We start from the raw sequence: 21908 nt of genomic DNA, 5'->3' as shown, positions 1-21908 counted from the left end.
CCCGCCGCCGCCTGCCCGCCGTGATCCCCCGCCCCCGGATGTGAGCCGCCCGCGCGCCCGCGCAGGCCCCGCCTCCCGTCCCTCCCCTCGACTTCCGGCCCGCCCCTCGGGTCGCCCGCGGGGGTGCCGGTCCGGCTCCCGCGCGTCCTTCCCGCACGCCCCGGCCCGCCGGCGGGGTGTGCCCGAGCACGACAGGTACGCATCTCCTTGTCTTCCCCCGCTGTGACTCCCGCCGCGCGCCTGCGCGGCCTGCGCCCGGACTGGCTGGACGACCCGAAGGTCTGGCGCACGGAGGTCCTGGCCGGCCTCGTCGTCGCCCTGGCCCTGATACCGGAGGCCATCTCCTTCTCGATCATCGCCGGCGTGGACCCGGCGATCGGTCTGTTCGCCTCGTTCACCATGGCCGTCACGATCTCCGTCGTCGGCGGACGCCGCGCCATGATCTCCGCCGCCACCGGCGCGGTCGCCCTCGTCATCGCCCCCGTGAACCGCGAGCACGGGCTGGGCCACCTGATCGCGACCGTCATCCTGGCCGGTGTCTTCCAGGTCGTCCTCGGCGCGGTCGGCGTGGCCAAGCTCATGCGGTTCGTGCCCCGCTCGGTGATGACCGGATTCGTCAATGCCCTCGCGATCCTGATCTTCATGGCGCAGGTGCCGGAGATGCGCGACGTGCCCTGGCCGGTCTACCCGCTGACCATCGGCGGTCTGGCGCTGATGGTGCTCTTCCCGAAGGTCACCAAGGTGATCCCGGCCCCCCTGGCCTCCATCGTCGCCCTCACCGCGATCACCGTCGCCGCCGGGATCGCCGTTCCCACCGTGGGCGACAAGGGAGAACTGCCCTCCTCCCTGCCGGTGCCCGGTCTGCCCGACGTGCCCTTCACCCTGGACACCCTGGCCACCGTCGCCCCCTACGCGCTCGCCATGGCGCTGGTCGGCCTGATGGAGTCGCTGATGACCGCCAAACTGGTCGACGACATCACCGACACCCACTCCTCCAAGACCCGCGAGTCCATCGGCCAGGGCATCGCAAACATCGTCACCGGCTTCTTCGGCGGCATGGGCGGCTGCGCCATGATCGGCCAGACGATGATCAACGTGAAGGTCTCCGGCGCCCGCACCCGCGTCTCGACCTTCCTGGCGGGCGTGTTCCTGATGGTGCTGTGCGTCGTCTTCGGCCCGGTCGTCTCCGACATCCCCATGGCCGCCCTCGTCGCCGTCATGGTCATGGTCGCCTTCGGCACCTTCGACTGGCACTCCGTCGCCCCGAAGACGCTCAAGCGGATGCCCGCCGGTGAGATCGCCGTCATGGCCGTCACCGTGGTCGTCGTGGTCACCACCGACAACCTCGCCATCGGCGTCGTCACCGGCACCCTCACCGCCATGGCCGTCTTCGCCAGGCGCGTCGCCCACCTGGCCCACGTCACCGCCGTCACCGACCCCGACAACACCACGGTCGTCTACTCCGTGACCGGCGAGCTGTTCTTCGCCTCCTCCAACGACCTCGTCGGCCGGTTCGACTACGCGGGCGACCCGAAGAGGGTCGTCATCGACCTCTCGGCCGCGCACATCTGGGACGCCTCCTCCGTCGCGGCCCTGGACGCGATCGAGGCGAAGTACGCCCAGCGCGGCAAGACCGTCGAGATCACCGGCCTGAACGCCCCCAGCGCCCACCTGCACGGCAGGCTCAGCGGCGAACTCGCCGCCGGCCACTGACCCGCCGAGGACCGCATCGGGCCGGCGGCCGCTCCAGGGGCGGGCACCGGCCCGATGGCCTCTTCCGGCGGGCCGCCACCGCCGTGACCGCGAAGGCCCGCCGCACAGCCGGGCACCGGACGGAGGTTGTCGGCGTGCATGCGGTGGAGGGGAAACGCATCAGCACCCGCCCCGGGCTGTGAGCCGGGCGGGCCGAACGGGGGAAGAAAGGTGCGTGCCCGATGACGATCGGGCTCCTCTTCGCGATCGCCGCCGTGTTCTACGGGGGTACGGTCTCGGCCCTCGCCCTCACCGTGACTTTCGCCCGGCGCCGCACGCCGCGGCGCGAAGCACGCAGCACCCTCGCCGTCCTGGTACCGGCCAGGACGGCGGAGCCGCAGCAAGGAGACGGCGCGGCAGCGGGCCCGAGCATCTAGGCGGTGGGTACGCCGGGATGACGGGCGGCAGGACAGGTCCGGCCGCCGCCCACCACGTCCACGCGCCGCGTCACGGCGCCGTCGTCAGGGAGGCGGTGGCGAACCTCCTGCGCCAGGCGAGCGCGACGTGGACCAGGCCGATCAGGACCGGCACTTCGATGAGCGGGCCGACGACGCCGGACAGGGCCTGGCCGGAGGTGACGCCGAAGGTGGCGATGGCGACCGCGATGGCCAGCTCGAAGTTGTTGCCCGCCGCGGTGAGGGCGAGGGTCGCGGTGCGGTCGTAGGCGAGCCCCAGGCCCTTGCCGAGGAGGAAGGTGCCGAAGAACATGACTGCGAAGTACACCAGCAGCGGCAGCGCGATCCGGGCGACGTCCAGGGGCTGGGAGGTGATGGTCCTGCCCTGCAGCGCGAAGAGGACGACGATCGTGAACAGCAGCCCGTACAGCGCCCAGGGCCCGATCTTCGGCAGGACCTTCGCCTCGTAGCCCTCGCGGCCCATCCTCCGCTCACCGATCCGGCGGGTGAGGAAGCCGGCCAGCAGCGGGACGCCGAGGAAGACGACCACGTTCAGGGCGATCTCCCACATCGAGACGTCCAGGTGCTCGCCGTCGCCGAGGCCCAGCCAGCCGGGCAGCAGGTCGAGGTAGAACCAGCCCAGCAGGCCGAACGCGATGACCTGGAAGACGCTGTTGAGGGCCACCAGGACGGCCGCCGCCTCGCGGTCGCCGCAGGCCAGGTCGTTCCAGATGATCACCATGGCGATGCAGCGGGCCAGCCCGACGACGATCAGGCCGGTGCGGTACTCGGGCAGGTCCGGCAGGAAGACCCACGCGAGCGCGAACATGACCGCGGGCCCGAGGACCCAGTTGACGACCAGGGAGGAGACCATCAGCCGGCGGTCGCCGGTGACGGCATCCAGCCTGTCGTAGCGGACCTTCGCCAGGACCGGATACATCATGGTCAGCAGCCCGAGCGCGATCGGCAGGGAGATCCCACCGATCTCGATCTTCGCCAGCGCGTCGTTCATGCCCGGGACGATCCGGCCCAGGCCCAGGCCGGCGGCCATGGCCAGCAGGATCCACACGGCGAGGTAGCGGTCGAGGGTGGAGAGCTTCTTGACGATCGAGTCGTCCCCGGCCGGGCCGGCGCCCCGGGCGGGGGCGGTGGTGGGCTCGGTGGGGATCACGGGCAGGCCCTCTTGTTCTCGCCGGCGGTACGGGCGGAGGCGGCCAGTTCGGCGAACCGCTCGGAGAGCCCGGCCAGGACCTCGGGCCTGAGCTTGTAGTAGGTGAAGCGTCCGCACGGCTCGGTCTCCACCAGCCCGGCATCGCGCAGGACCTTCAGGTGGTTGGACAGGTTGGTCTGCTTGGCTCCGGTCTCCTCGACCAGGTGCGTCGTGCAGAGCGTCTCGCGCGCCAGCAGGGTCACGATCTTCAGGCGGAGCGGATCGCCCAGCGCCCGGATCACATCAGGATCGACTGAAGTCAGCATGTGCTGATACTGTCACATCACCAACTGCTGGTATCAGCGGGGGCTGAAGTCATCGGCGGCCGGGTGCCGCCGCGCGACGGGAGAGAACGATCACCATGGCCGACAAGCCGTCCGTCCTGTTCGTCTGCGTCCACAACGCCGGACGTTCCCAGATGGCCGCCGCCTGGCTGTCCCACCTGGCCGGTGACCGCGTCGAGGTCCGCTCCGCCGGCTCCCGCCCCGGCGACCAGGTCAACCCGGCCGCCGTCGAGGCCATGGCCGAGGTCGGCATCGACATCTCCCGGGAGACGCCGAAGCTCCTCACCGCCGACGCCGTGGAGGAGTCGGACGTCTGCGTCACCATGGGCTGCGGCGACACCTGCCCGGTCTTCCCCGGCAAGCGCTACCTGGACTGGAGGCTGGAGGACCCGGCCGGCCGGGGCGTCGAGGCCGTACGCCCGATCCGCGACGAGATCAAGACCCTCGTCGAGGGCCTGATCGAGGAGATCGCCCCGGAGAAGGCGGCGTGAGCGAGCGGGGGACGGCGTGAGCGGGAGGCGCGACGCCGTCGGCTCCGGTCCCGCCGGACGCACCGCCGCCCTCCGCGCCCCCGCACCCGTCTGAGGCCCCGCTGTTCGGCGACTCCACCCTCCGGATCCGCGGACGACGGGACGCCCCTGCCCCGGCGGACCGGACCCACCGGAGTGCCGGCCCCCGGAAGGCCACCGGGGTGCCGGCTCCCGGAAGGCCACCGGGGTGCCGGCTCCCGGGCGGCCACCGGCTTCGAACGCCGCCCGGTGACAGGCTCGCCCGTGACCGTCGTCCCCGCGAGTCCCGGGTGCTCCACCCCGCAAAGGCCCTGCGACCCCGTGAGCGGCAGGTCCGGCCCGGGTGGGCCCACGCTCACCCGGCCGAGGGCCGGTCTCGTTCCTCGTGCTGCCGCGCCCGCTACGACCGCCGTCGCCGGACGTGCGAATCCGCTTCCCCCCGGCCCGTGTCCCGCCTACTCTCCGAGTATGGATTGGCTCATGGCGGCGTGGGTGGGGGCTGCCGGCGGTGCCAGTATGGAGGCCGTCGACATCATCAAATCCATCAAATGGCATCGGCAACTGCCCTGGAACGTGCAGTCGGAGACCATCGACCCACCACTGCGCAGCCCTGATGTGCGGCCCGGGGAAACACGTCTTCCGGCACCCGGGTGGCGGGCCTACGGCGTCGCCACCGTGCTCCGGTTGTTCGTCAGCGGGGCATTGACCGGCGTCATCGCCGCCAGCTATCCCCAGGCCGTCAATCCCCTGGTGTCGTTTCTCGTCGGGCTCGGTGCGCTCACGGCCGTTCAACAGGCCGCGACACTGGCGCCCTTGATGGTCAGGAGTGCGGGTCGTGCCGCCCTGAACGGTGTGGTCGAGCAGGCCCAGCAGCAGGCGGTCCCGCCGCCCGCTCAACCGTCGTCGACCGCCGGCCAGCCGAACGCCACGCCCCCGGCGAGCAACGGGGGTGGGGTGTGAGCCTCGCTGCCGAATCCTTCGTCGGCCGTGTCGTGGCCGTGGTGTCCCGCCGCTCGCCGGGCTTCCGACCCGCGCCCGCACCCAGGAGTGGTGGCGGTCGGACCGTCGCACCGACGACCACCGACGCCCTGGTCGGATCGGTCGGTCTCGCCGTGGTGACGGCGGAGTGGAGGAGGGCGCCGGCGGCGTCGAGACTGCGGCACCGCGACACGCTCCTGGCCCTCGCGGACCGGTTGAGGACGGTGCAGCGGTACACGGCGGCCCTGGCCGAGAAGTCCGGTCAGCGGGGTTCCGCCCGTTGGCTTCGCCACCTGCTGAACGACGCGCTCCCACTCGCTTTCTCCCTCGACCACCGGGTCGCCCACGTGATCGAGCAGATGACCCGGACGCTTTCCTGGGACTTCGGTTTCTGGCACACGCACGATCTCGGCACGCGCCTCTTCGCGGATCTCTCCGCCGCCTGCGAGAACCTCATGGCCGCGGCCAACGACTTCCTCGGAGAGGACCTCACGGGCGGAGACCTCGACGCTCACGACCTGGCGTGGGTTCGCTGGGACGAGAACACCCGGTGGCCTTCGGAGGAATGGGCCGCCCGCGTCCGCAGGGCGTCAGCGGAACACCCCATCGGCTCCGGCGTGTTCGTCGTCCTTCCGGAAGAGGAGCGCGAAAACCAGACCGTGCTCGTCTGAGCGTGCAACGCCCCCGGGCGGGGAGGTCCGGTTCCGATGGGCCGTGGGTTCCTCGCGGTGGGTGATGTCGCGTACCGACCCGAGAGGATGGCGGTTTCCGGGTCGTCGGCGGGGCCGTGAGGACGTGGCGGCGGCCTTCGGGCACCGCTGAAGGCGGCCGGTACGGGGGTGAAGCGGCGGGTAGGCGGCCGGGCTCGGGGCTTGCCCGTCCGCCTCGACGGCCGCGGGTGTCACAGGCCGTTGTGCGACCACTCGCTCACGTCCCAGACGCGGACCGTGCCCTGGTCGTCCCCGGTTACCAGGTGCGCGCCGTCGGGGCTGAAGTCCAGGCAGAAGACGGGGGCCGCGTGACCGCGGAGGGTGGCCAGGCGCCGGGGGAGGCTCCACGGGTCCTCGCCGTAGCGGTAGAGGTGGACGTCACCGCCCTCAAAGTCGGTGTCGTACTCGTTCACGGGGGCGTCCCCCGTGGTGACGTCGCCCCGGTACTGGGAGAGGGCCAGCAACGGCGCCGTCGGGTGGAAGGCCCCGGCGCGCATGGCCGGTAGGTGCTGAGGCGGGGACCACTGGCCCTCCCCGCCGTCGCCCGACGCCCGCCACAGTTCCGTCCTGCCCGGGCCGACCGCGGCGAGCCGCCCGTCGAAACGGCTCACGAGGAGCGAGTTCCCGAAGCCGCCGTACGACATGTCAAAGGGTTGGCCGTCGGTGGTCAGGGCGTACCGCGTGCCTGTCAGCGCCTCTTCCCCTTGACCGGAGTCGGGCGCCCCGCTGCGCCAGGCTCCGGGGGGTGCCAGTACGAGCAGCGTGCCGTCGTCGAGGAACGCGAGGCCGGTCGGTTTCTCCAGGGGCACGTCGAGCCGGGTGCCGCGCACCCGGTAGGGACGACCGCCGCCCCGGGGCTCCGCGGAGGGTCCGCCCAGCTTCCAGACGGTCACGTAGCCGTAGTCGTCCAAGGCCGCCATGTACCGGTTGCCGGGGTCGAGGGCGAGATACAGCGTGGAGGCCACGCCCTCCACTTCTTCCGACGGGCCCGGCACCAGCGTGTCGGCCACGGTGAGATCGCTCAGCCGGAGGGCCGAAACGCCCTGGGCGCCGGGGACGAAGAGGGTGCCGCCGTCGGCCGAGAACTCAAGGCCGCGTGTGTCGACAGGCACCCCCCGTACCTCGCGGAGCCCGCTGCCCCGTCCGCCACTGGGGAAGCGCGAGGCGGCACGCGACCAGTCGTCCCACAGCAGCACCGGGCCTTCTTTGAAGGCCAGGGCGATCTGACGACCCGTTCCGGGCCTGAACCGCACCGCTCTCACCGATCGCCCGGCGGGGTCGGTGAACTGGGCGACACTCGAGTCCCAGTGGCGCCAGGCGAACGCCCCGGCGGCGCCGGCGGCCACGACGGCGATGCCGGCCGCCAGGAGCGTCCTGCGCCGGACGTCGACGCGCGCGTCGGCGGCCTCGGCAGCCGGAGGCGCCGCCTCACCGGCCAGTGTCTCCTGCAACCGGATGTGGCGGAACTGGTAGGCGCCGCCCACCTGGCGGAGGACCTCGCGCCGCCGCGCGTCCGCGAGGAAGTCCATCAGCCGCCACGGCAGTTTCCCCGTCACCGCCAGCCAGATCCGGGCCACCACGAAACGGGGCCAGGCCCGGCTCATGAGCAGCAGGAGGGACAGAATCGCCCCGGGCAGCAGCAGACCGGTCCCGACCGGGTCACGCCAGTCCTCGAAGCCTCCGTAGACGTCCTCCCAACTTTCCGCGAGGAGCATCGTCAGGTCGAACCGCGCGGGCCGCCCCGCCCAGTTCGTCAGGGACCGCAGCAGCAGATTGCCGCCGAACCACCCCGCGAACCAAGCGGGCAGTCCCAACAGGGCCACCACCGCCCCCGCCGCACCGGCGCTGACGATCGACGAACGCCGGTCCTGGGCCAGCAGGAGCGCGGGACTGACCTGGGCGGCGTGCGCCGGTGGCGCGTCGAACCACTTGTGGACGGCGAAGCCCAGGCCGGCGACCACGACGAGCGCGACCGAGACACCGGCCAGTTCCGCGAGTTCCTCCAGCCCCGACAGCGTCCGGCTGTTCGCCGGGTCTCCGAGGACGTTAGCCCCGAACAACGTCGCGCTGAGGGGGAGGAGGACCAACGCGGAGAGGCTCGCTCCCGCACGGAACCCCTCGTGCAGCCGCCTTCGGGACTGTGTGAACGACCAGGTCAGCCGCCCCGGCGGACGTGACCGGGAGGCGTACCAGACGAGGGAGTTGAGCAGCGCGAAGGCGATGCCGACGACCATGGAAAAGGCGAACGCGCCGGCGTGGCTGTCCGGCCCCGGGTCCCCACTCAGCAGCGACCACACCATGACGCCCCCCATCAGCAGCCCTCCCAGCCCGAAGCCGGGCCACACGCCCGCACGGGGGGACAGCAGACGGCCGCTGAGCCGCCACCACTCCAGGTCCCGCTCGCGGTGCTCGTGGAGGTAGCGGGCGAGGAACGCCAGGTACGCGTGGGCCTGTTCCGCGGTCCAGGGGCCCTGGTGCCGGGTGCCCTCGGGGCCGGTGTCCTCGGGGGCGTAGGCGGCGTCGACCAGGCCGCGCAGGAGGTGCTCCTCGACGGCGTACTGGGAGTCGAAGCGGCTGGTGTCGAGGAGTTCGGCGGGATCGCCGCCGCGGCAGTACACCAGGCGGGCGGAGGTGACCATCAGCGGAGTCGACAGCGCCCTGGTCAGCGGGGTGTCCGGCTGGGTGCGGAGGTGGGCGCAGACCGGTTCCCAGTCGACGCCGGGCGGCCGGTCCGCGTCCTGGAGGTAGGTGATGACGTCGGTCGGCGCGACGGGCAGGACCTCGACGACCGCGGCCTGGCGCAGCGTGGGCGCGCCGCCGCGGATCAGTTCCTCGTACTCGACGGCGCGGCAGGTGACGACCAGGGGGAGGTCGGTGCCGGTGGCCCGGTTGAGGGCGCGGATCGCGCTGCGGCGGGCGGACTCGGGGATTTCGTCGAGGCCGTCGAGGACGGGGATCAGCAGGCCGTGGGCGAGGAGGGTGCGGGGGATGTCGGTGCGGCCGTTGTAGTAGGGCTGGGCCATGGTGCGGACCATCCAGTCGTCCAGCCGCTCGCGGACCGGGTCCCAGGAGGAGACCGGCAACAGGACGGGGACCGGTGCGCCCTGCTCCCGGGCGGCGAGCAGGCCGAGGGTGAGGAGGACGGCGAGGACGGTCTTGCCGGAGCCGGGTTCGCCGACGACGACCAGGCGGCGGTTGGGGACGCGGTCGTAGCCTTCGGCGAGGCGGGCGATCACGTCGTCGAACCGGCCCTCCAACCGGCCGTCCAGCCTCACCCGCAGGACGCGGGAGCCGGCGGGGCCGGTGCGGAGGGTGTCGGCGATGTCCCTCTCGGTCGTCGCCCACGCCAACGGCAGCACCCGCGGATCGCGCAGGCGGCGTCCCTGCGCCTCGTCGAGCCACTGCTCCCTCAGCTTGAGCGCGAGGTCGTCGGCGAGGGCGGCGGGATCCGGAGGCGCCTCCGCGGTGCGGAAGTACTCCAGCAGCGGAGGGACCAGCGCGGCCAGGCCGACGAACAGGCCGGCGATCGCGGCCACGGTGTCGCGGTCGTCGCTGTTGTCCTGAGCCACCACGCAGACGGCGAAGACGAGTCCGGCCGCGGCCAGGGCGCCGAAAGAGAGGGCCCGGGCGGTACGGAGGCGCGAGCGCCTGGGAGTTCGCTGGAGCACGCCTCCCAGTCTGGCGGGGACGGCGGACCACTGTCAGGCGGATCACACAAGGCCGGAGCGTCGACGGGACGGCGAGTGCGGTTCCGGCGCCATCCGGCTTTTCGTGAAAGAGGAGAAGTCCGGAGGGGGTGCGGCGGAACGCCAGTGCTCGGCCTGAGCAACTCGACCCGAGCCACCGGACAGTGGTCGGCCAGAAACCCGAAGGGATCTCGTTCCGGGCGTAGCGGACGACGCGTGGCCGGCGTCGGCGTCTTCGGGAAGCGCCGGGTCTCGGTGGCGGGTTCGGTCGGACCCCCGGTCCGGTGCTGCTCGGGCAGGTCGTGCTTGAGGTCCGCGTGGACCGGTTCGTCAGCGTTCGTTAGCGTTCGTCAGGGTTCGTCGGGGTTCGGCTCCGGCGAGTACGGCGGCAGGAAGTGCGGCTCGACGCCACCGGGGCGGGCGGGCGCCCGTCGGCCACGGGGTGGACCTCGCGGCCGACACGGCCGGCGAGCCGATCCAGTTACTCATCACCTCGGCGGTGACGTGCCGGGCGAAGACCACGAAGTACGTCCGGCTCCTGCTGCTGATCGGCATCGTCACGTCCGTCGGGGCCACGGCTCACCTCCGCGCGAGGGGAGGCGAGCCGAACCCCGCCTGTCGGGGGGCGTTCTGGGAGGTCCCATCCGCCTGGAGGACCGGTCGGAGGCTCTTCGGGCATGGCGGGATTTCGCCATCGACGCGGCGACCAGGGCCAGCTCCGCACCACCAGGGACGGCTTCCGCCCCCCGACAGCCCGTGCTCCGGCCGTCCTCGGAGCCGGGCCCGTCGTCACGCCCCTCCGGTGGCCCGGGCACTCCGGCCCGACCGTCGCCCTCGGTCCCCACGCCCCCGTCATGCCCGAAGCCGGCGAGCCCGGACGGGACCGGAGCGGAAATTCCCTCGCGCTGCGGCCGGGACGGGCTGAGACTCGTCACATGGCTGACATGGGGGAGTTCCGGGACGCGGTCACCGCATGGGCGGGAGGCGGCCCCGGCGACCCCGCGCGCGAGCTGGCCGCGCGGTTGCCCGTTCGGGTGGCCGTCCTGCTCGAAGGGGCGAGCGACGTCGCGGCAGTCGACGCCCTGGCAGACGGACGCGGCCGGAACCTGGCGGCCGAGGGGGTCTGCGTCCTGCCGATCGGCGGTGCGATGAGCATCGGACGGTACGTCCGGCTCCTCGGCCCGACCGGCCTGGGTCTCCGCCTCACGGGCCTGTGCGACGAGGCGGAGCGCTCCTACTACGCCCGCGCCTTCGAACGGGCCGGTGCGGCACGGCAGGACTTCTTCGTCTGCGCGGCGGACCTGGAGGACGAGCTCATCCGCGCGCTGGGCGTGACACGGGTGGAGGAACTCGTCGGGGCGGAAGGCGACCTGCGTGCCCTTCAGACCTTCCTGCGCCAGCCCGCACAGCGGGGCCGCGCCCCGCAGCGGCAGTTCAGGCGTTTCCTCGGCACGAAGAAGGGACGCAAGATCCGTTACGGTCGCGTCCTGGTCGAGGCCCTCGACCCCGACCGCGTCCCGGCCCCGCTCGACGACCTGTTCTCCAGCCTCTGACCACCGGAGCTTCTGACCACCGGGCGGCGTCGATCCCGGTGAACGCTCCCTCGCCCTCACCGGCATCGCCGACCGCCGGGATCCCCCGTCGGCTCTCGTCGGCCTTCATCGGCCGCCCCGGGCCGCCATCGGTCACCGCCGGTTCACCGGTTGAAGCGACGCGGCCTGACCGCGTCCGTCACAGGGGCCGGCGCCCGGCGACGGCGCCACCCGGGTCGTCCAGCAGGGCGATGCGGGCGGTGACGCGCTTCCCGACGGGTTCGCGCTGGACCTCGAAGCCCTGGGCGACGGCCATCACGATCTCCAGGCCGTGCTGGCCCACCCGGCCGACCTCGGCGGCGCGGGCCACCGGCAGTTCCGAATCGGAGTCCCGCACCACCACCTCGACCATCTCGCCGGTGATGCACAGGTCCATCAGCACCGGGCCCGGCGCGTACTTGCAGGCGTTGGTGACCAGCTCGCTCACCACCAGCTGGGTCAGGTCCACGGCCCGGGGCGAGACCGGCAGGCCGCGTTCGACCCGCACCCGGGAGAGGAAGTCGGCGGCCAAGTGCCGGGCCCGGGCGATGCACGCGCCGTCCCCGGCCAGTGCGGCCGTGACCCGTGTGGCGCACCCGTCCGGTGCCGTGCCGTCTTCTCCCGAGGGAACTGGTTCCATCACGGCCGCCTTCGCTACCCCGTTCGCTCCCCCGCGCGTACCCCCACGTCGGCGATGCACGCCCTGCGCGCCACTGTTGCTTCCGCCACACGGGGCAGCCCTGTACCACGGCAGGCGGTCCTCCCGGCGAAGGCCCCGGTGTGCCAGTATCACCGACATGGCTGATGAACGGATGGCAGGCACTGAACAGGCTGAGCAGCCGGACCAGCTGTCGGTCGTCTCCACCACCACCGACGGCGTTCGCGTCCTCACCCTGGCCGGCGAGATCGACCACCACACCGGCGACCGGCTCCGTCGGGCACTGGACACCTCGGGCGTTCCCCGTCCCCGTGTCGTGCTCGACTTGGGGCGGGTGACCTTCATGGACTCCAGCGGCATCAACCTCCTCATCGCCGCTCACCACGCCGTCACCGGGGCGGGCGGCTGGCTGCGCCTGGCCGCACCCACCGAACCCGTGCTCCGCACCATCCGGCTGGTCGGTCTCGACACCGTCATCGACTGCTGCCCCACCCTCCACCAGGCCATCAGCGCCTGACTCCCCACCGCTCCGGAGCGGCTGAGAGGCCGTCTCCTCCCGGCGGGGCGTCCGGCGCCACGGAACGGCCGTCACGGAACGACCTCGAACCCCTCCTCCCGCAGACCACGGCGTACGGCCCGGCCCCGGCCCCGGCCCCGTCCCCGCGCCCCGCGGGGTGGCGGCCCGACCGGCCCGCGGGGCCTCGTGGCCGAACGGCCCGGGGCGGGCGCAACCGCCCGGCGCGCCTCGCCCGGTCCGGAGCCGTGGGGGACGCGGCGACGGGCGGTCACGGGTGGGGTGCCGTGCCTCAGAGGCGGGTGGCGGTCCTCGCCGAGCCGCGGCCCCGGCCGGCGGGGGAGGGGCGGGGTGCGCGGCGCGGCCGGGCGACGGCCCCGGTCCGGTCGCGAAACCGGCGCCGGGCCGGCAGCGGCGGTGGCACCGGAGCGGCCGGCGGCCCCGGCGGGGACGCCCGCGCCGCGCGGCACGGTCCGCCGGTGGGTCGCCCGGGTGCGGGGCGGGTCAGCCCAACCGTGGGGGGACCCAGCCGTGGTGCCGGAGGATCATGCGCACGGCGGCCCGGGAAGGCGTCAGCCGCATCGCCGTGTTGCGCAGGGCGACGGCCAGTGGGTGGGAGAGCTGCTGCCCCATCCGCCCGGCCTGCCGGGCGGCGCGGGCGACGGCCTGGCTGCGCGGGCGGCGTTCGGCGTCGTACCGGGCGAGGGCGGCTTCGACGGTGGGTTCGGAGGCGAGGGCGGCGGCGAGGGTGACGGCGTCCTCCAGCGCCTGGCAGGCACCCTGGCCGAGGTTGGGGGTCATCGCGTGTGCCGCGTCACCGAGCAGCGCGATCCGGCCGACCGCGTACGACGGGAGCGGCGTGCGGACTTCGTTGACGTCGTGGTGCAGCACGGCGTCGGGACGGGTCGCGTCGAGCAGCGCGGGGATCGGGTCGTGCCAGCCGTGGAAGCGCCGGCGCAGTTCGGCCAGGGGGTCGGCGAACCGCGTCCCGGCGGGCAGGCTGAGGACGGCGTGCCACTCGGCCCGCCCGTCGCGGAAGGCGATGTGGCCGAACTCGGCCCCCCGCCCCCACGTCAGCTCGAAGTCGGTGCGCAGCCCGACCGCTCGCCCGGTGATGGCGCGCAGCACCGTCGAGCCGCTGTGGACCGGGCCGGGGTGGGCCGGGAAGAGGAGGCCGCGCACCCTGCTGCCGATGCCGTCGGCCGCCACCACCAGATCGGCGTCCAGGGCCGTGCCGCCGCAGTTCACCCGGACCGTCCCCGGGTCGATCTGCCGGACCGGGCCGGCCTCGGAGCCGATCAGCAGGGCCTCGGCGGGCAGGGCCTCGCGAAGCAGCCGGTGCAGGGTGGAGCGCGGTATGCCCATGATCGGCGCGCCGACCGCCCTCTCCAGCGCGGCCCCGTCCATCCGGGCCAGCCAACCGCCCCCCGGTGTGCGGGTGCCGCCGCTGTACTGGCCTCGCGAGGCCGCCCGCACCGCCCCGCCGACGCCGAGTTCGTCCAGGGCCCGCAGGCCGTTGGCGGCCAGTGAGATGCCCGCCCCCGCGTCGTCGAGCACGGACGCGCGCTCGACCACCGTCACCTTCCAGCCGATGCGGCGCAGGCCGATCGCGGCGGCCAGCCCGCCGATGCCCCCTCCCACCACCACTGCCGTGCCACCCATGTCGAACCCCCGATCCTTCTATACTTGTAGAAGAATGATCTTACCTGGAGCTCTACAGGTGTAGAAAGGAGCCATGACTTCGGACCGGCGCACCCTCCTGGCGGACGCGGCTCTCGCCGTACTCGCCGACGAAGGGATCCGCGGCCTGACCCACCGGGCGGTCGACCGCGAAGCCGCCCTGCCGCCCGGCACCACGTCGGCGTACTTCCGCACCCGGGCCGCGCTGCTCACCGGACTCGTCACCCGCCTGGTCCACCTCGACCAGGAGGAACTGCACACGATGGCCGAGCGGCTCCCGCCCTTCCGCACCCCCGAGGAGCTGGTGGACGGCATGGCACTGCTCACCCGGCGCCGACTCACCGGCGAGGGCCGTCGCCGCTCGCTCGCCCGCTACGCCTGCGCCGTCGAGAGCGTGCGCGACCCGGAGCTGCGCGAGATCCTCGTACCCCGCGAGAACGCCGCCCGCGAGGCCGTCCGGCTGTTCCTCGCCGATCAGGGCGTGAGGGACGTCGAGGACCGCGCTCACACCCTGCTGACCTGCGTCGACGGACTGGTCTTCGACCGGCTGGTGAGCGGCGGCGACGTGCCGCGCGAGGCCCTCGAAGGTCTGGTCGCCGCCGCCCTGCGCCAGCACCTCCCGGGAAGCCCGCCGACCGTACGGCGGTGGTGACCCGGTCCTCGGCGGCGTCCGTGTCCGGCGGCCTGTCGCGGCGGCGGCACACGAGGTGGTGGCGGTGTCCGTTCCCGGGGCGGTAGCGCCCCTCTCCCGCGTCGTCGCGCGCGGCGTCGGCGCCGCCCGCGCGCCGGCCGGGCCGCGCGCCTGTTCGCCCGGCCGCCGTGACGGCCACGGCCGGCCCCCATCGGCCGCTGCTGTTCTCCGGGCCCCGGGCCCCGGGCCGTGAAGGCCACCGCGTGCTGTGCGCGACAGCACGCGGTGGGCGCCCGCTCAGGTCCCGGCGGAAGCGGAGGTCCCGGCGGAAGCGGAGGTCCGGGCGACCACGCGGGCGAGGACGAGCGCCACCAGGGTCAGTCCGCCGAGGACCGCCGCCGTGCCCGCGAAGCCGCCGAGGGCCAGGCCCACCCCTCCGAGCCCGGCGCCGACGAAGACACCGAAGCTCATCCCGGCGGCGTTGACGCTCAGGGCCGTGCCGCGCAGGGAGCCGCAGCGCCGTACGAGCAGCGTGGTGACACAGGCCGCGACCGTCGCGTGCCCGGCGCCGACGAGCGCCGTCAGCGGCAGGGCCAGCCAGAGCGACCGGGCGAAGAAGACGCCCACCAGGGCGACCAGCGCCACCACCAGCGCGAACGTCATCAGGCGTTCCGCGGGGACCCTCGCCCGTTCGGCGCTCAGCAACCGGCCGGCGAACAGGTTCCCGAGGAAGAACGACGTGCCGCTGAGCGTCCACACCACCGCGAAGGGCTCCGGCGCGAGCCCGAACCGCTCGTCGTAGAACGCGGCGAGATAGGCGAGGTAGCCCATGAACGCGGCCGTGCGCAGCATGGCGACCAGAACCAGCGGCACCACTCCGGGCAGGGCCCCCAGCAGCCGGAACGATTCCAGGTAGCCGGGCCGCTTCGCCCGGTCGGCGGCCTCCGCCTCCGCACCGGGCCCGGCCTTCCGGCGGCCGCGCAGCAGGAAGTACAGGGCCAGTGCGGAGCAGAGCGCGGCGATCGCCCACAGGTCGCCCCGCCAGCCCCACACCAGGGCCGGCAGCGCCACGAGCGGCGCCGCGAGGAGCGCGGTCAGCGACTGGGTGGCCGTGATGAGGGTCGCGGCACGGCCCGCGGCGGCGTCGTTGTCGAAGCGGTCGGCCGCGGCGGCGGTCAGCGCCGGGTTCAGCACGGCCGTACCGGCGCCGACCAGCAGGCAGAAGGCGGCCAACAGGAGGAGGTCACCGCTCGCGCCGAGCGCCGCCGAGACCGCGAGCACCGCCAGGCCGCCCGCGACCGCCCACTCCCTGCGCACGCGGTCGATCAGCGGCGCCAGCGCGGTGCCCACCGCGAGGGCGGCCAGGCCGCCGAGGCCGCGCAGTTGGCCCAGTGCCGCGACGCCGCCGTCCGACTCGTCGGCGATGGGGACGAGGAAGGTGCTGTAGATGGTGAAGGGCACCAGGCCCACGGCGGAGGCCAGCACGAAGGGCCACAGGAGGCGGGCCATCCGCAGGTCGCCGGGTACGGCCCCGGCGTTCGGGCCCGTGTCGCCCGCCGGCCCGGGCGGGGCCCCGGCGGGCTGCGGAGAGGCCGCGGGGCCCCGGGTCTCGCTGCTCATGCCCGCTCCGCCCGGTACCGGTACAGCGCGGTGGCGTCGGCGCTGAACTGGGAGAAGGGGAACGGCTCGGCGGACAGCGCGGTCACGCCGGCGCCGAGGAAGGCCCGCGCGACGGCGCTGCCGGTCTGGGCGTACACCACCAGCGGGATCGCGTGCTTGCGGCAGTGCTCCAGGATCCGGTCGAAGCTGCCGTTGCTGAGGGTCATGCCGGTGGCGACGACCGCGTCGGCCTCGGCCAGCACCTGGTTCATGTCGTCGGTGACGGGGTCGCCCCAGTGGGTGGCGCGCAGGTTGAAGTCGCAGGGCAGCGGGACGCCGCCCTGCTCGCGTATCGCCGCGACCAACGGGTTGACGACCCCGATGAGCGCGACCTTCGCCCCCGGGGCGATGTCGAGGAGCCCGGCGACGGCCGCGTCCCTGGCCTGCGCCCGCACCTCCGGCGTGCCGGTCGGCAGGGTGACGGTCTCGGCGGTCGCCGCGTCGCGGTGCGGCCGTACGCGTCCGAGGTAGGCGTCGAGCGCGGCGACGCGCACCGGCGCCGACTCGTGGCGGATCAGCGTGTCGAGGGTGTGTCCGGAGGCGTCGGAGCAGAAGTCCGGGGGGAGCTCCCCGGACTCGAAGGAGCAGGCGCCGAAGGCGTCCCCGGAGCGGAGCAGCAGATAGTGGTTGCGGTACGTGACCTGGCTGCCGGCGAGGCGCGTCGTGTGGTGGAGCCAGAAGGCGCTGGTGACGGCCAGCTCACCGGGGAGCGGCCCGAAGGCGCCTTCCAGGACGGCCTGCTGGAGTTCCGGCACGGACTGCGGCTGTGTGGGAGACATGGCGGTTCTTTCTCGTGTGGGTGCGGGCAGGGGCGTGCGCGGCACCGGGAAGTGCCGCGGGGGTTGCGGGGTGGGGCGCGGTACGGGGAGGGGGTCAGGGCAGGTCGGCCAGCCGCTCGGCGCGGTAGGGCAGGGCGGCGAGCTCGGGCCGCCCGGCCGGCTGGAAGCACAGCAGCAGGGAACGCCTGTCCGAGGCCGTCCGGTTGGGGCCGGAGCGGTGCACGGCGAGGCCGGGGAACACCAACACCGAACCGGCCGGGGCCTCGACGGTCACGGCGCCGCGCACGTCGGTGCGCGCGGTGTCGACCAGCAGCCCCGTGGGTTCGGACCGGTCCCGGGGCGCGGGCCCGGCCAGATGGCTGCCCGGCACGATCTCCAGGGCGCCGTTGTCGGCGGTGACGTCGTCGAGGAAGACCATCGCGGTGGCGACGTCCCGGGCGTCCGCGCCCGCGCAGCAGTACCAGTACGGGTAGTCCTGGTGCCAGTGGAACTCCGAGCCGACGCCCGCCCGCTTGAAGTTCACCTTGGACGTGAACCTGCCCAGGCGCGCGCTGCCCACGATCCGGCGCACGGGCGCGGTGATCCGGTCGTCGGTCCACAGGGCGTCGAGCACCGGGTCCAGGTGGGTGACGGGCGACAGGCTGCGCACGGCGGGCGGGCGGGCCTCCGGCTCCCAGTGGACGGTGGTGCCGTCCACCTTCTCCAACCGGTGTCCGTCCGGCCACACGGTGACCTCGGCCGCGCCGTCCGGCGCCTTCCCGGTCACACGCGCCAGCACGGACTCCGCCGCCTCGCCCAGGGCCCTCGTCTCGGTGGGCCCGAGGAGCCGCGGCAGGAGGACGAAACCGCGTGCGAGCTGCTCGTCGAGGGAGTCGTGGGAGGCGGGGAACATGGAGGCACCTTCCGGTCGGCGCGGGTGGGAGAGGGGAGCGGGCGGCCCGCCCCGCGTCGGACGCTAGGCCGTCTCGGCCACCAGGACGGGCGCGCCACGCGGCGGCGCGCCGTCGGCCGGTGGCCAGTCCATGGCGGACCACGGGTGCCTGAGCTCGTCCCGCGCCGTCACCTCGTGGGGCCGCATGGCGCCGAGGCCCTTGGCCTGCGAGTGGTGGGCGTAGGCGCTGTCGACGTAGCGGTGACCGGTGTCGGCGGCGAGGAAGACGTACGTCCGGTCGGTGTCGCGCTCGCGTTCCCAGAGCGTGGCCAGGTACGCGGCGCCCGCGGACAGGCCGGCGAAGATCCCGCTGACCCGCAGGAGTTCGACGGCGCCCGACATGGCGTAGTCGAAGTTGACCCAGTGGACGCGGTCGTACAGGTCGTGCCGGACGTTCTGGAACGGGATGGAGCTGCCGATGCCGGCGATGATCATGTCGGGGTCGGAGACGTGCTCGGCGCCGAAGGTGACGCTCCCGAACGGCTGCACCCCGACGAGCGTCACGTCCCGGTCCGCCTCGCGCAGGTAGGTGGCGATGGCGCCGGTGGACGCGCCGGTGCCCACGCCTCCGACGAGCGACAGGGGGCCCTCGGGGACCTCCTTGCGGATCAGGTCGGCGACGTCGCGGTAGCCGAGGTAGTGGATCGCGTCGTGGTACTGGCGCATCCAGTGGTAGTGCGGGTTCTCCCGCAGCAGTTGGCCGATCCGCTCGACACGGAGGTTCTGGTCCAGGCGCAGGTTCTTGGAGGGCCGGACCTGCTCCAGGGTGGCGCCGAGGATCTCCAACTGCACGCGGAGCGTGCGGTCCACCGTGGTGGAGCCCACGATGTGGCAGTTCAGGCCGTACCGGTGGCAGGCCAGGGCGAGCGCGTGGGCGTAGATGCCGCTGGAGCTGTCGACGAGGGTGTCACCGGGCTCGACCTGCCCGGTCTCCAGCAGGTGGCGTACCGCGCCGAGCGCCGAGTACAGCTTCATGGTCTCGAAGCGCAGACAGATCGCCCCCGGCGGGACGGCCACCACGTCCGGTTCCTTGACGGCCTCGGCTATGTGCTCGTGCATGTCCTCGTCCTCCCGTCAGACGGCGTCGTGCCGGATGAGCTTGAACAGGTACGCCTGGCAGTTGTCGCCCTCCCACGTCTGGCGGTGCAGCACGACGGGGCGGAACCCGGCGTCGATGCCGTGGCCGATGATCCGCTTGAGCTCGGCGGTGTTGGACACGATCAGGTGGATCTCGCCGTCCGGCGCGAGCAGGTCGCGGGTGACGATCTGGTCGAAGAAGCGCAGGACGATCTCGGCGCCCACGCAGACGTTCCGCACCACCGTCGGGTCGTCGCTCGTCCTCGTGCTCACCGCGGGCGGGTTGAAGGTGATGACGTCCAGCCGGGCGGAGTCCGGGAACTCCTCGAAGAGGTTCGACACCAGGGGCCGGAAGAGGGTGTCCGGCCGGTCCCCGACGATGCGCGCGTAGTGCTCGGCCGCCGTGGCCACGCTGTCCGGGTGGATGTCGACCGCGTAGACCTCCCGCGCCCCCAGGGTGCCGGCGATCACGGCCTCGACGCCGAGGCCGACGCCCATCGCCGCGTACGAACGGCCCTTGACGGGGATCGTGCCGTCCAGCAGGCGGTCGTGGACGATGCGGCTGGTGTCGCCCGGCTTGAAGACCCCCGGCGGCAGCGTGAACGTCCAGCCGTTGTAGTCGTAGGTCCGCTCGGTGTGGATGTCGGACTTGGAGCCGCTGTTGATGGCGAGGATCTCGTCCCCGGGCAGCGTGTCGGGCAGCGATTCCAGCAGGGCGCGGGCGTCGTCCTGGAACGTCGGGGCGTCGGCTGCGGTCCGGTCGGTCATGGGTCCTCCGTGATCGGATGGGAAGGGGGAGTTGGGGTGGTCAGGAGCCGGATGCGGTCGGTGCGGTCAGGTTCGTGACCGCTCGTTCCCCACCGGGGGCCATGGCGCTGACGGGTCGCCGGGTGAGCGTGGCCCGGGGTGCGCGCAGCACCTCGTCGGGGGTGCCGGTCACGACGACGTGCCCGTCGTCGATGGCGACGACGTGGTGGGCGTCGGCGGCGAGGGGTTCGAGGGCGAGGCCGACCGCGTCGAGGGGGACCGGGCCTCCGATGCGTGCGGTCGGCCCGCGGAGGGTGAGGAGCGGGGCCATCGGAGTGCCTCCTGCGTACGGTGCCGGGAACGGGCCGGCGGCGCGGGTTCGGTGGGCAGGGCCGCCGTCCTGACCCTCGCCGGGGTGGTGGGCGGCGAACCGGGCTCGAGGGGTGACCCGGTGACGGACGGCGGTGTCGGCACGAAGTCCGGTGCGGCGTTCAGCGCCGGGGCGACCGACGTGACCGCCCGGCCCGGGCTGCCGCTCCCGCGCAGACCGGACACGACACCGGGCAGTACGGCGAGCGTCACCGCGCCGGGCACCAGGGCGGTGCCGGCGGTGCCGGTGAGGATGCCGCGTACCGGGCCGCCGCTGACCGGGGAGGTGCCGAGGCCGCCGGTCAGCGGCCTCGCCGCCCCGCCGGTGAATCGTTCCGCCGCGGGCCGGTCGGGGCGGTGCCGCGCAGGGCGAGGGACTCTCGGCGGCTACGGAGGATCGACATGTTGCTCCCAGGACTCACGTGGTGGACCCCGGACCACGGCCGCGGGGCGGCGCGGAAGGGTGCGGGGCGTGAGCAGCATTCAACAAGTGAAAACGATTGTCAATACAACCTGATGAACAGTCGAAACGCGGGATCGCGGCGGCGCGCTCACCCTCCCGTCGCCCCGCACGCCCTCGACCCGGCCGCGATGCACCGCAAACACCCCTTGGTCCTGCGGGGGGCCGCCCGTGACCGCCGCCGCGCCCCAGGGTGCGCCGGCCGGGTCGTCGATCACCGGCCCCGTCTGCGCGCCGCTCGATCGCGTTCCGGGTCCGCCCCCGCTCGTCACCGGTGTTCGGGGCGACTCCGGTGAGCGCTCCGACAGCGATCGTCCAAGGCGGTAGTGTTGATTATCATTTTCATATACGCTGACTCCGCTGTCACCCTCGGACGGGAGTTTGCATGGAACAGTGCGACGTGGCCGCCGACTTCGCAGACGGGACGGGGAGCCTCGACCACCTCTTCAACGCGTTGTGGTCACCGATCGGCGCGGCCACCGTCAAGGCCGCGCGCCTGCGCCCCGGTGCGCACGTGCTCGACGCGTGCTGCGGTTCGGGGGCGTCCGCGATTCCGGCCGCCGAACAGACCGGCCCGCTCGGCGTGATCGACGCGGTCGACCTCGCGGGGCCCTTGCTCGACCAGGGCCGCGCCAAGGCCGCGACCCGCGGTCTCGGCAACGTGCGTTTCGCGCACGGCGACGTCCTCGACTGGCCGGCACCTCCCGGCGGTTACGACGCCGTCGTGTGCTCGCTCGGGATCTCCTCGTTCCCCGACCCGGCGGCAGGGACGGAGCGCCTGCTGAGGCTGATGCGGCCCGGCGGCCGGCTGACCGTGACCATCTGGTCCCGGGGCTCGCTCGCGCCGCTGACCGAGCTGGTCCGCCGGGCCGTCGTGCCGGAACGGCCGCACCTCGCCGACGTCCCGCGGCCGGCCGACCCGCTCGAACCCCCCGGTACACCCGAGTCGTTCCGGGACTGGCTCGCCGCCCGCTCGCTGTCGTGCGTCGACGTGCGGCGTGTCCCGCTCGCCGTGCCCGGCGACCCGGCCCTGCTGTGGTCCCTGCTCCCCGGTACCGGGTGCGGTGGCCTGCTCGACGGCCTGCCCGCCGCCGCGGTGGAACGCGTCCGTCGGCGGTTCACGGCGGACCTGCTCGCCGAGGGCCGCGAAACGATCGACTTCACCGCGCTCGTGGGCACGGGCTGCCTCCGTCGCGTCGCCCCGCCCCGCCGCCCATGGGGCGCCCGCCCCCTGCCGACCGCCGGCCGACACCTCAGGCCGATCCCGCAGATCGGTTGACCTACAGGAGATTCATGTCCCGCCGCCTG

General features: G+C 73.5%; 20 protein-coding genes. 9 read left to right on the top strand and 11 right to left on the bottom strand.

Translation table 11 applies throughout. From position 1 onward, the window contains the following. Positions 1–222 precede the first annotated feature (222 nt). Together RND61_RS29765 and RND61_RS29760 are read left to right on the top strand one after the other, a co-directional pair. Positions 223–1713: a SulP family inorganic anion transporter gene (locus tag RND61_RS29765; protein WP_315881259.1), complete on the top strand. Its 1491-nt coding sequence runs from the start codon at positions 223–225 to the stop codon at positions 1711–1713. Between the two features lie 221 nt (positions 1714–1934). Next, the gene (locus tag RND61_RS29760) at positions 1935–2129 is read left to right on the top strand and encodes a hypothetical protein (RefSeq protein WP_315881258.1); all 195 of its coding nucleotides are present in this window, start codon (positions 1935–1937) and stop codon (positions 2127–2129) included. 70 nt (positions 2130–2199) lie between these two features. On the opposite strand, the gene arsB is transcribed toward RND61_RS29760, so the two are convergent. Both arsB and RND61_RS29750 read right to left on the bottom strand, forming a co-directional pair. Continuing rightward, entirely contained in the window at positions 2200–3318 is a 1119-nt protein-coding gene (arsB, locus tag RND61_RS29755; protein ID WP_315881257.1) for an ACR3 family arsenite efflux transporter, read from the bottom strand. Next, positions 3315–3623: an ArsR/SmtB family transcription factor gene (locus RND61_RS29750; RefSeq protein WP_315881256.1), complete on the bottom strand. Its 309-nt coding sequence runs from the start codon at positions 3621–3623 to the stop codon at positions 3315–3317. The genes arsB and RND61_RS29750 overlap by 4 nt, the downstream gene beginning before the upstream one ends. Before the next feature lie 95 nt (positions 3624–3718). On the opposite strand from RND61_RS29750, the gene RND61_RS29745 reads away from it, so the two are divergent. From RND61_RS29745 to RND61_RS29735, 3 genes are all read left to right on the top strand, one after another. After that, positions 3719–4132: an arsenate reductase ArsC gene (locus tag RND61_RS29745; RefSeq protein ID WP_315881255.1), complete on the top strand. Its 414-nt coding sequence runs from the start codon at positions 3719–3721 to the stop codon at positions 4130–4132. Between the two features lie 486 nt (positions 4133–4618). Then, complete coding sequence (locus tag RND61_RS29740; protein WP_315881254.1) at positions 4619–5110, top strand: hypothetical protein; 492 nt, start codon at positions 4619–4621, stop codon at positions 5108–5110. Further along, the gene (locus RND61_RS29735; protein WP_315881253.1) at positions 5107–5799 is read left to right on the top strand and encodes a hypothetical protein; all 693 of its coding nucleotides are present in this window, start codon (positions 5107–5109) and stop codon (positions 5797–5799) included. Before RND61_RS29740 ends, RND61_RS29735 begins: the two co-directional genes overlap by 4 nt. Positions 5800–6029: 230 nt before the next feature. Here the strand turns inward: RND61_RS29735 and RND61_RS29730 are convergent, their stop codons facing one another. Beyond that, positions 6030–9506 carry an NACHT and WD40 repeat domain-containing protein gene (locus tag RND61_RS29730; protein WP_315881252.1) on the bottom strand — a complete coding sequence of 1159 codons (3477 nt, stop codon included), beginning with the start codon at positions 9504–9506 and terminating at the stop codon, positions 6030–6032. Positions 9507–10459: 953 nt separating this feature from the next. Here RND61_RS29730 and RND61_RS29725 point away from each other — a divergent pair. Further along, a complete protein-coding gene (locus tag RND61_RS29725; RefSeq protein ID WP_315881251.1) occupies positions 10460–11077 on the top strand; it encodes a TOPRIM nucleotidyl transferase/hydrolase domain-containing protein in 618 nt (205 codons plus the stop codon). Positions 11078–11255: 178 nt separating this feature from the next. On the opposite strand, the gene RND61_RS29720 is transcribed toward RND61_RS29725, so the two are convergent. Continuing rightward, entirely contained in the window at positions 11256–11735 is a 480-nt protein-coding gene (locus tag RND61_RS29720) for an ATP-binding protein (RefSeq protein WP_315881250.1), read from the bottom strand. A 172-nt stretch (positions 11736–11907) separates the two neighbouring features. Here RND61_RS29720 and RND61_RS29715 point away from each other — a divergent pair, with 172 nt between their 5' ends. Further along, positions 11908–12270: an STAS domain-containing protein gene (locus RND61_RS29715; protein ID WP_315881249.1), complete on the top strand. Its 363-nt coding sequence runs from the start codon at positions 11908–11910 to the stop codon at positions 12268–12270. A 501-nt stretch (positions 12271–12771) separates the two neighbouring features. Here RND61_RS29715 and RND61_RS29710 read toward each other — a convergent pair. Continuing rightward, on the bottom strand, positions 12772–13929 hold the full coding sequence (locus RND61_RS29710; RefSeq protein ID WP_315881248.1) for an FAD-dependent monooxygenase: 1158 nt from the start codon (positions 13927–13929) through the stop codon (positions 12772–12774). Positions 13930–14002: 73 nt separating this feature from the next. Here RND61_RS29710 and RND61_RS29705 point away from each other — a divergent pair, with 73 nt between their 5' ends. Then, the gene (locus RND61_RS29705; RefSeq protein WP_315881247.1) at positions 14003–14599 is read left to right on the top strand and encodes a TetR/AcrR family transcriptional regulator; all 597 of its coding nucleotides are present in this window, start codon (positions 14003–14005) and stop codon (positions 14597–14599) included. A gap of 276 nt (positions 14600–14875) precedes the next feature. Here the strand turns inward: RND61_RS29705 and RND61_RS29700 are convergent, their stop codons facing one another. From RND61_RS29700 to RND61_RS29675, 6 genes are all read right to left on the bottom strand, one after another. Beyond that, positions 14876–16198 carry an MFS transporter gene (locus RND61_RS29700; protein ID WP_315881246.1) on the bottom strand — a complete coding sequence of 441 codons (1323 nt, stop codon included), beginning with the start codon at positions 16196–16198 and terminating at the stop codon, positions 14876–14878. Next, complete coding sequence (locus RND61_RS29695) at positions 16195–17016, bottom strand: Rossmann-like domain-containing protein (protein ID WP_315881245.1); 822 nt, start codon at positions 17014–17016, stop codon at positions 16195–16197. Before RND61_RS29695 ends, RND61_RS29700 begins: the two co-directional genes overlap by 4 nt. Before the next feature lie 94 nt (positions 17017–17110). After that, entirely contained in the window at positions 17111–17908 is a 798-nt protein-coding gene (locus tag RND61_RS29690) for a phytanoyl-CoA dioxygenase family protein (protein WP_315881244.1), read from the bottom strand. A 63-nt stretch (positions 17909–17971) separates the two neighbouring features. Then, on the bottom strand, positions 17972–19006 hold the full coding sequence (locus RND61_RS29685) for a pyridoxal-phosphate dependent enzyme (protein WP_315881243.1): 1035 nt from the start codon (positions 19004–19006) through the stop codon (positions 17972–17974). A 15-nt stretch (positions 19007–19021) separates the two neighbouring features. Further along, a complete protein-coding gene (locus RND61_RS29680; RefSeq protein ID WP_315881242.1) occupies positions 19022–19792 on the bottom strand; it encodes a methyltransferase in 771 nt (256 codons plus the stop codon). A 40-nt stretch (positions 19793–19832) separates the two neighbouring features. Next, positions 19833–20102, bottom strand: a complete 270-nt coding sequence (locus RND61_RS29675; RefSeq protein WP_315881241.1) for a hypothetical protein — start codon at positions 20100–20102, stop codon at positions 19833–19835. An 883-nt stretch (positions 20103–20985) separates the two neighbouring features. On the opposite strand from RND61_RS29675, the gene RND61_RS29670 reads away from it, so the two are divergent. After that, complete coding sequence (locus RND61_RS29670) at positions 20986–21879, top strand: class I SAM-dependent methyltransferase (protein WP_315881240.1); 894 nt, start codon at positions 20986–20988, stop codon at positions 21877–21879. Positions 21880–21908: the final 29 nt, after the last annotated feature.

The organism is Streptomyces tamarix (assembly GCF_032423885.1).
Lineage (GTDB): Bacteria > Actinomycetota > Actinomycetes > Streptomycetales > Streptomycetaceae > Streptomyces > Streptomyces tamarix.
The sequence above is the reverse complement of the archived record's forward strand: the minus strand, read 5'-3'. Positions and strand labels throughout refer to the sequence as shown.

Bases quoted from the DNA above. Each gene is read 5' to 3' on its own strand.
- RND61_RS29680 (WP_315881242.1), bottom strand. From the start codon at position 19,792: ATGACCGACCGGACCGCAGCCGACGCCCCGACGTTCCAGGACGACGCC.
- RND61_RS29745 (WP_315881255.1), top strand. From the start codon at position 3,719: ATGGCCGACAAGCCGTCCGTCCTGTTCGTCTGCGTCCACAACGCCGGA.
- RND61_RS29710 (WP_315881248.1), bottom strand. From the start codon at position 13,929: ATGGGTGGCACGGCAGTGGTGGTGGGAGGGGGCATCGGCGGGCTGGCC.
- RND61_RS29725 (WP_315881251.1), top strand. From the start codon at position 10,460: ATGGCTGACATGGGGGAGTTCCGGGACGCGGTCACCGCATGGGCGGGA.
- RND61_RS29700 (WP_315881246.1), bottom strand. From the start codon at position 16,198: ATGAGCAGCGAGACCCGGGGCCCCGCGGCCTCTCCGCAGCCCGCCGGG.
- RND61_RS29690 (WP_315881244.1), bottom strand. From the start codon at position 17,908: ATGTTCCCCGCCTCCCACGACTCCCTCGACGAGCAGCTCGCACGCGGT.
- RND61_RS29670 (WP_315881240.1), top strand. From the start codon at position 20,986: ATGGAACAGTGCGACGTGGCCGCCGACTTCGCAGACGGGACGGGGAGC.
- RND61_RS29750 (WP_315881256.1), bottom strand. From the start codon at position 3,623: ATGCTGACTTCAGTCGATCCTGATGTGATCCGGGCGCTGGGCGATCCG.
- RND61_RS29685 (WP_315881243.1), bottom strand. From the start codon at position 19,006: ATGCACGAGCACATAGCCGAGGCCGTCAAGGAACCGGACGTGGTGGCC.
- RND61_RS29705 (WP_315881247.1), top strand. From the start codon at position 14,003: ATGACTTCGGACCGGCGCACCCTCCTGGCGGACGCGGCTCTCGCCGTA.
- RND61_RS29715 (WP_315881249.1), top strand. From the start codon at position 11,908: ATGGCAGGCACTGAACAGGCTGAGCAGCCGGACCAGCTGTCGGTCGTC.
- RND61_RS29720 (WP_315881250.1), bottom strand. From the start codon at position 11,735: ATGGAACCAGTTCCCTCGGGAGAAGACGGCACGGCACCGGACGGGTGC.
- RND61_RS29695 (WP_315881245.1), bottom strand. From the start codon at position 17,016: ATGTCTCCCACACAGCCGCAGTCCGTGCCGGAACTCCAGCAGGCCGTC.
- RND61_RS29740 (WP_315881254.1), top strand. From the start codon at position 4,619: ATGGATTGGCTCATGGCGGCGTGGGTGGGGGCTGCCGGCGGTGCCAGT.
- RND61_RS29675 (WP_315881241.1), bottom strand. From the start codon at position 20,102: ATGGCCCCGCTCCTCACCCTCCGCGGGCCGACCGCACGCATCGGAGGC.
- RND61_RS29760 (WP_315881258.1), top strand. From the start codon at position 1,935: ATGACGATCGGGCTCCTCTTCGCGATCGCCGCCGTGTTCTACGGGGGT.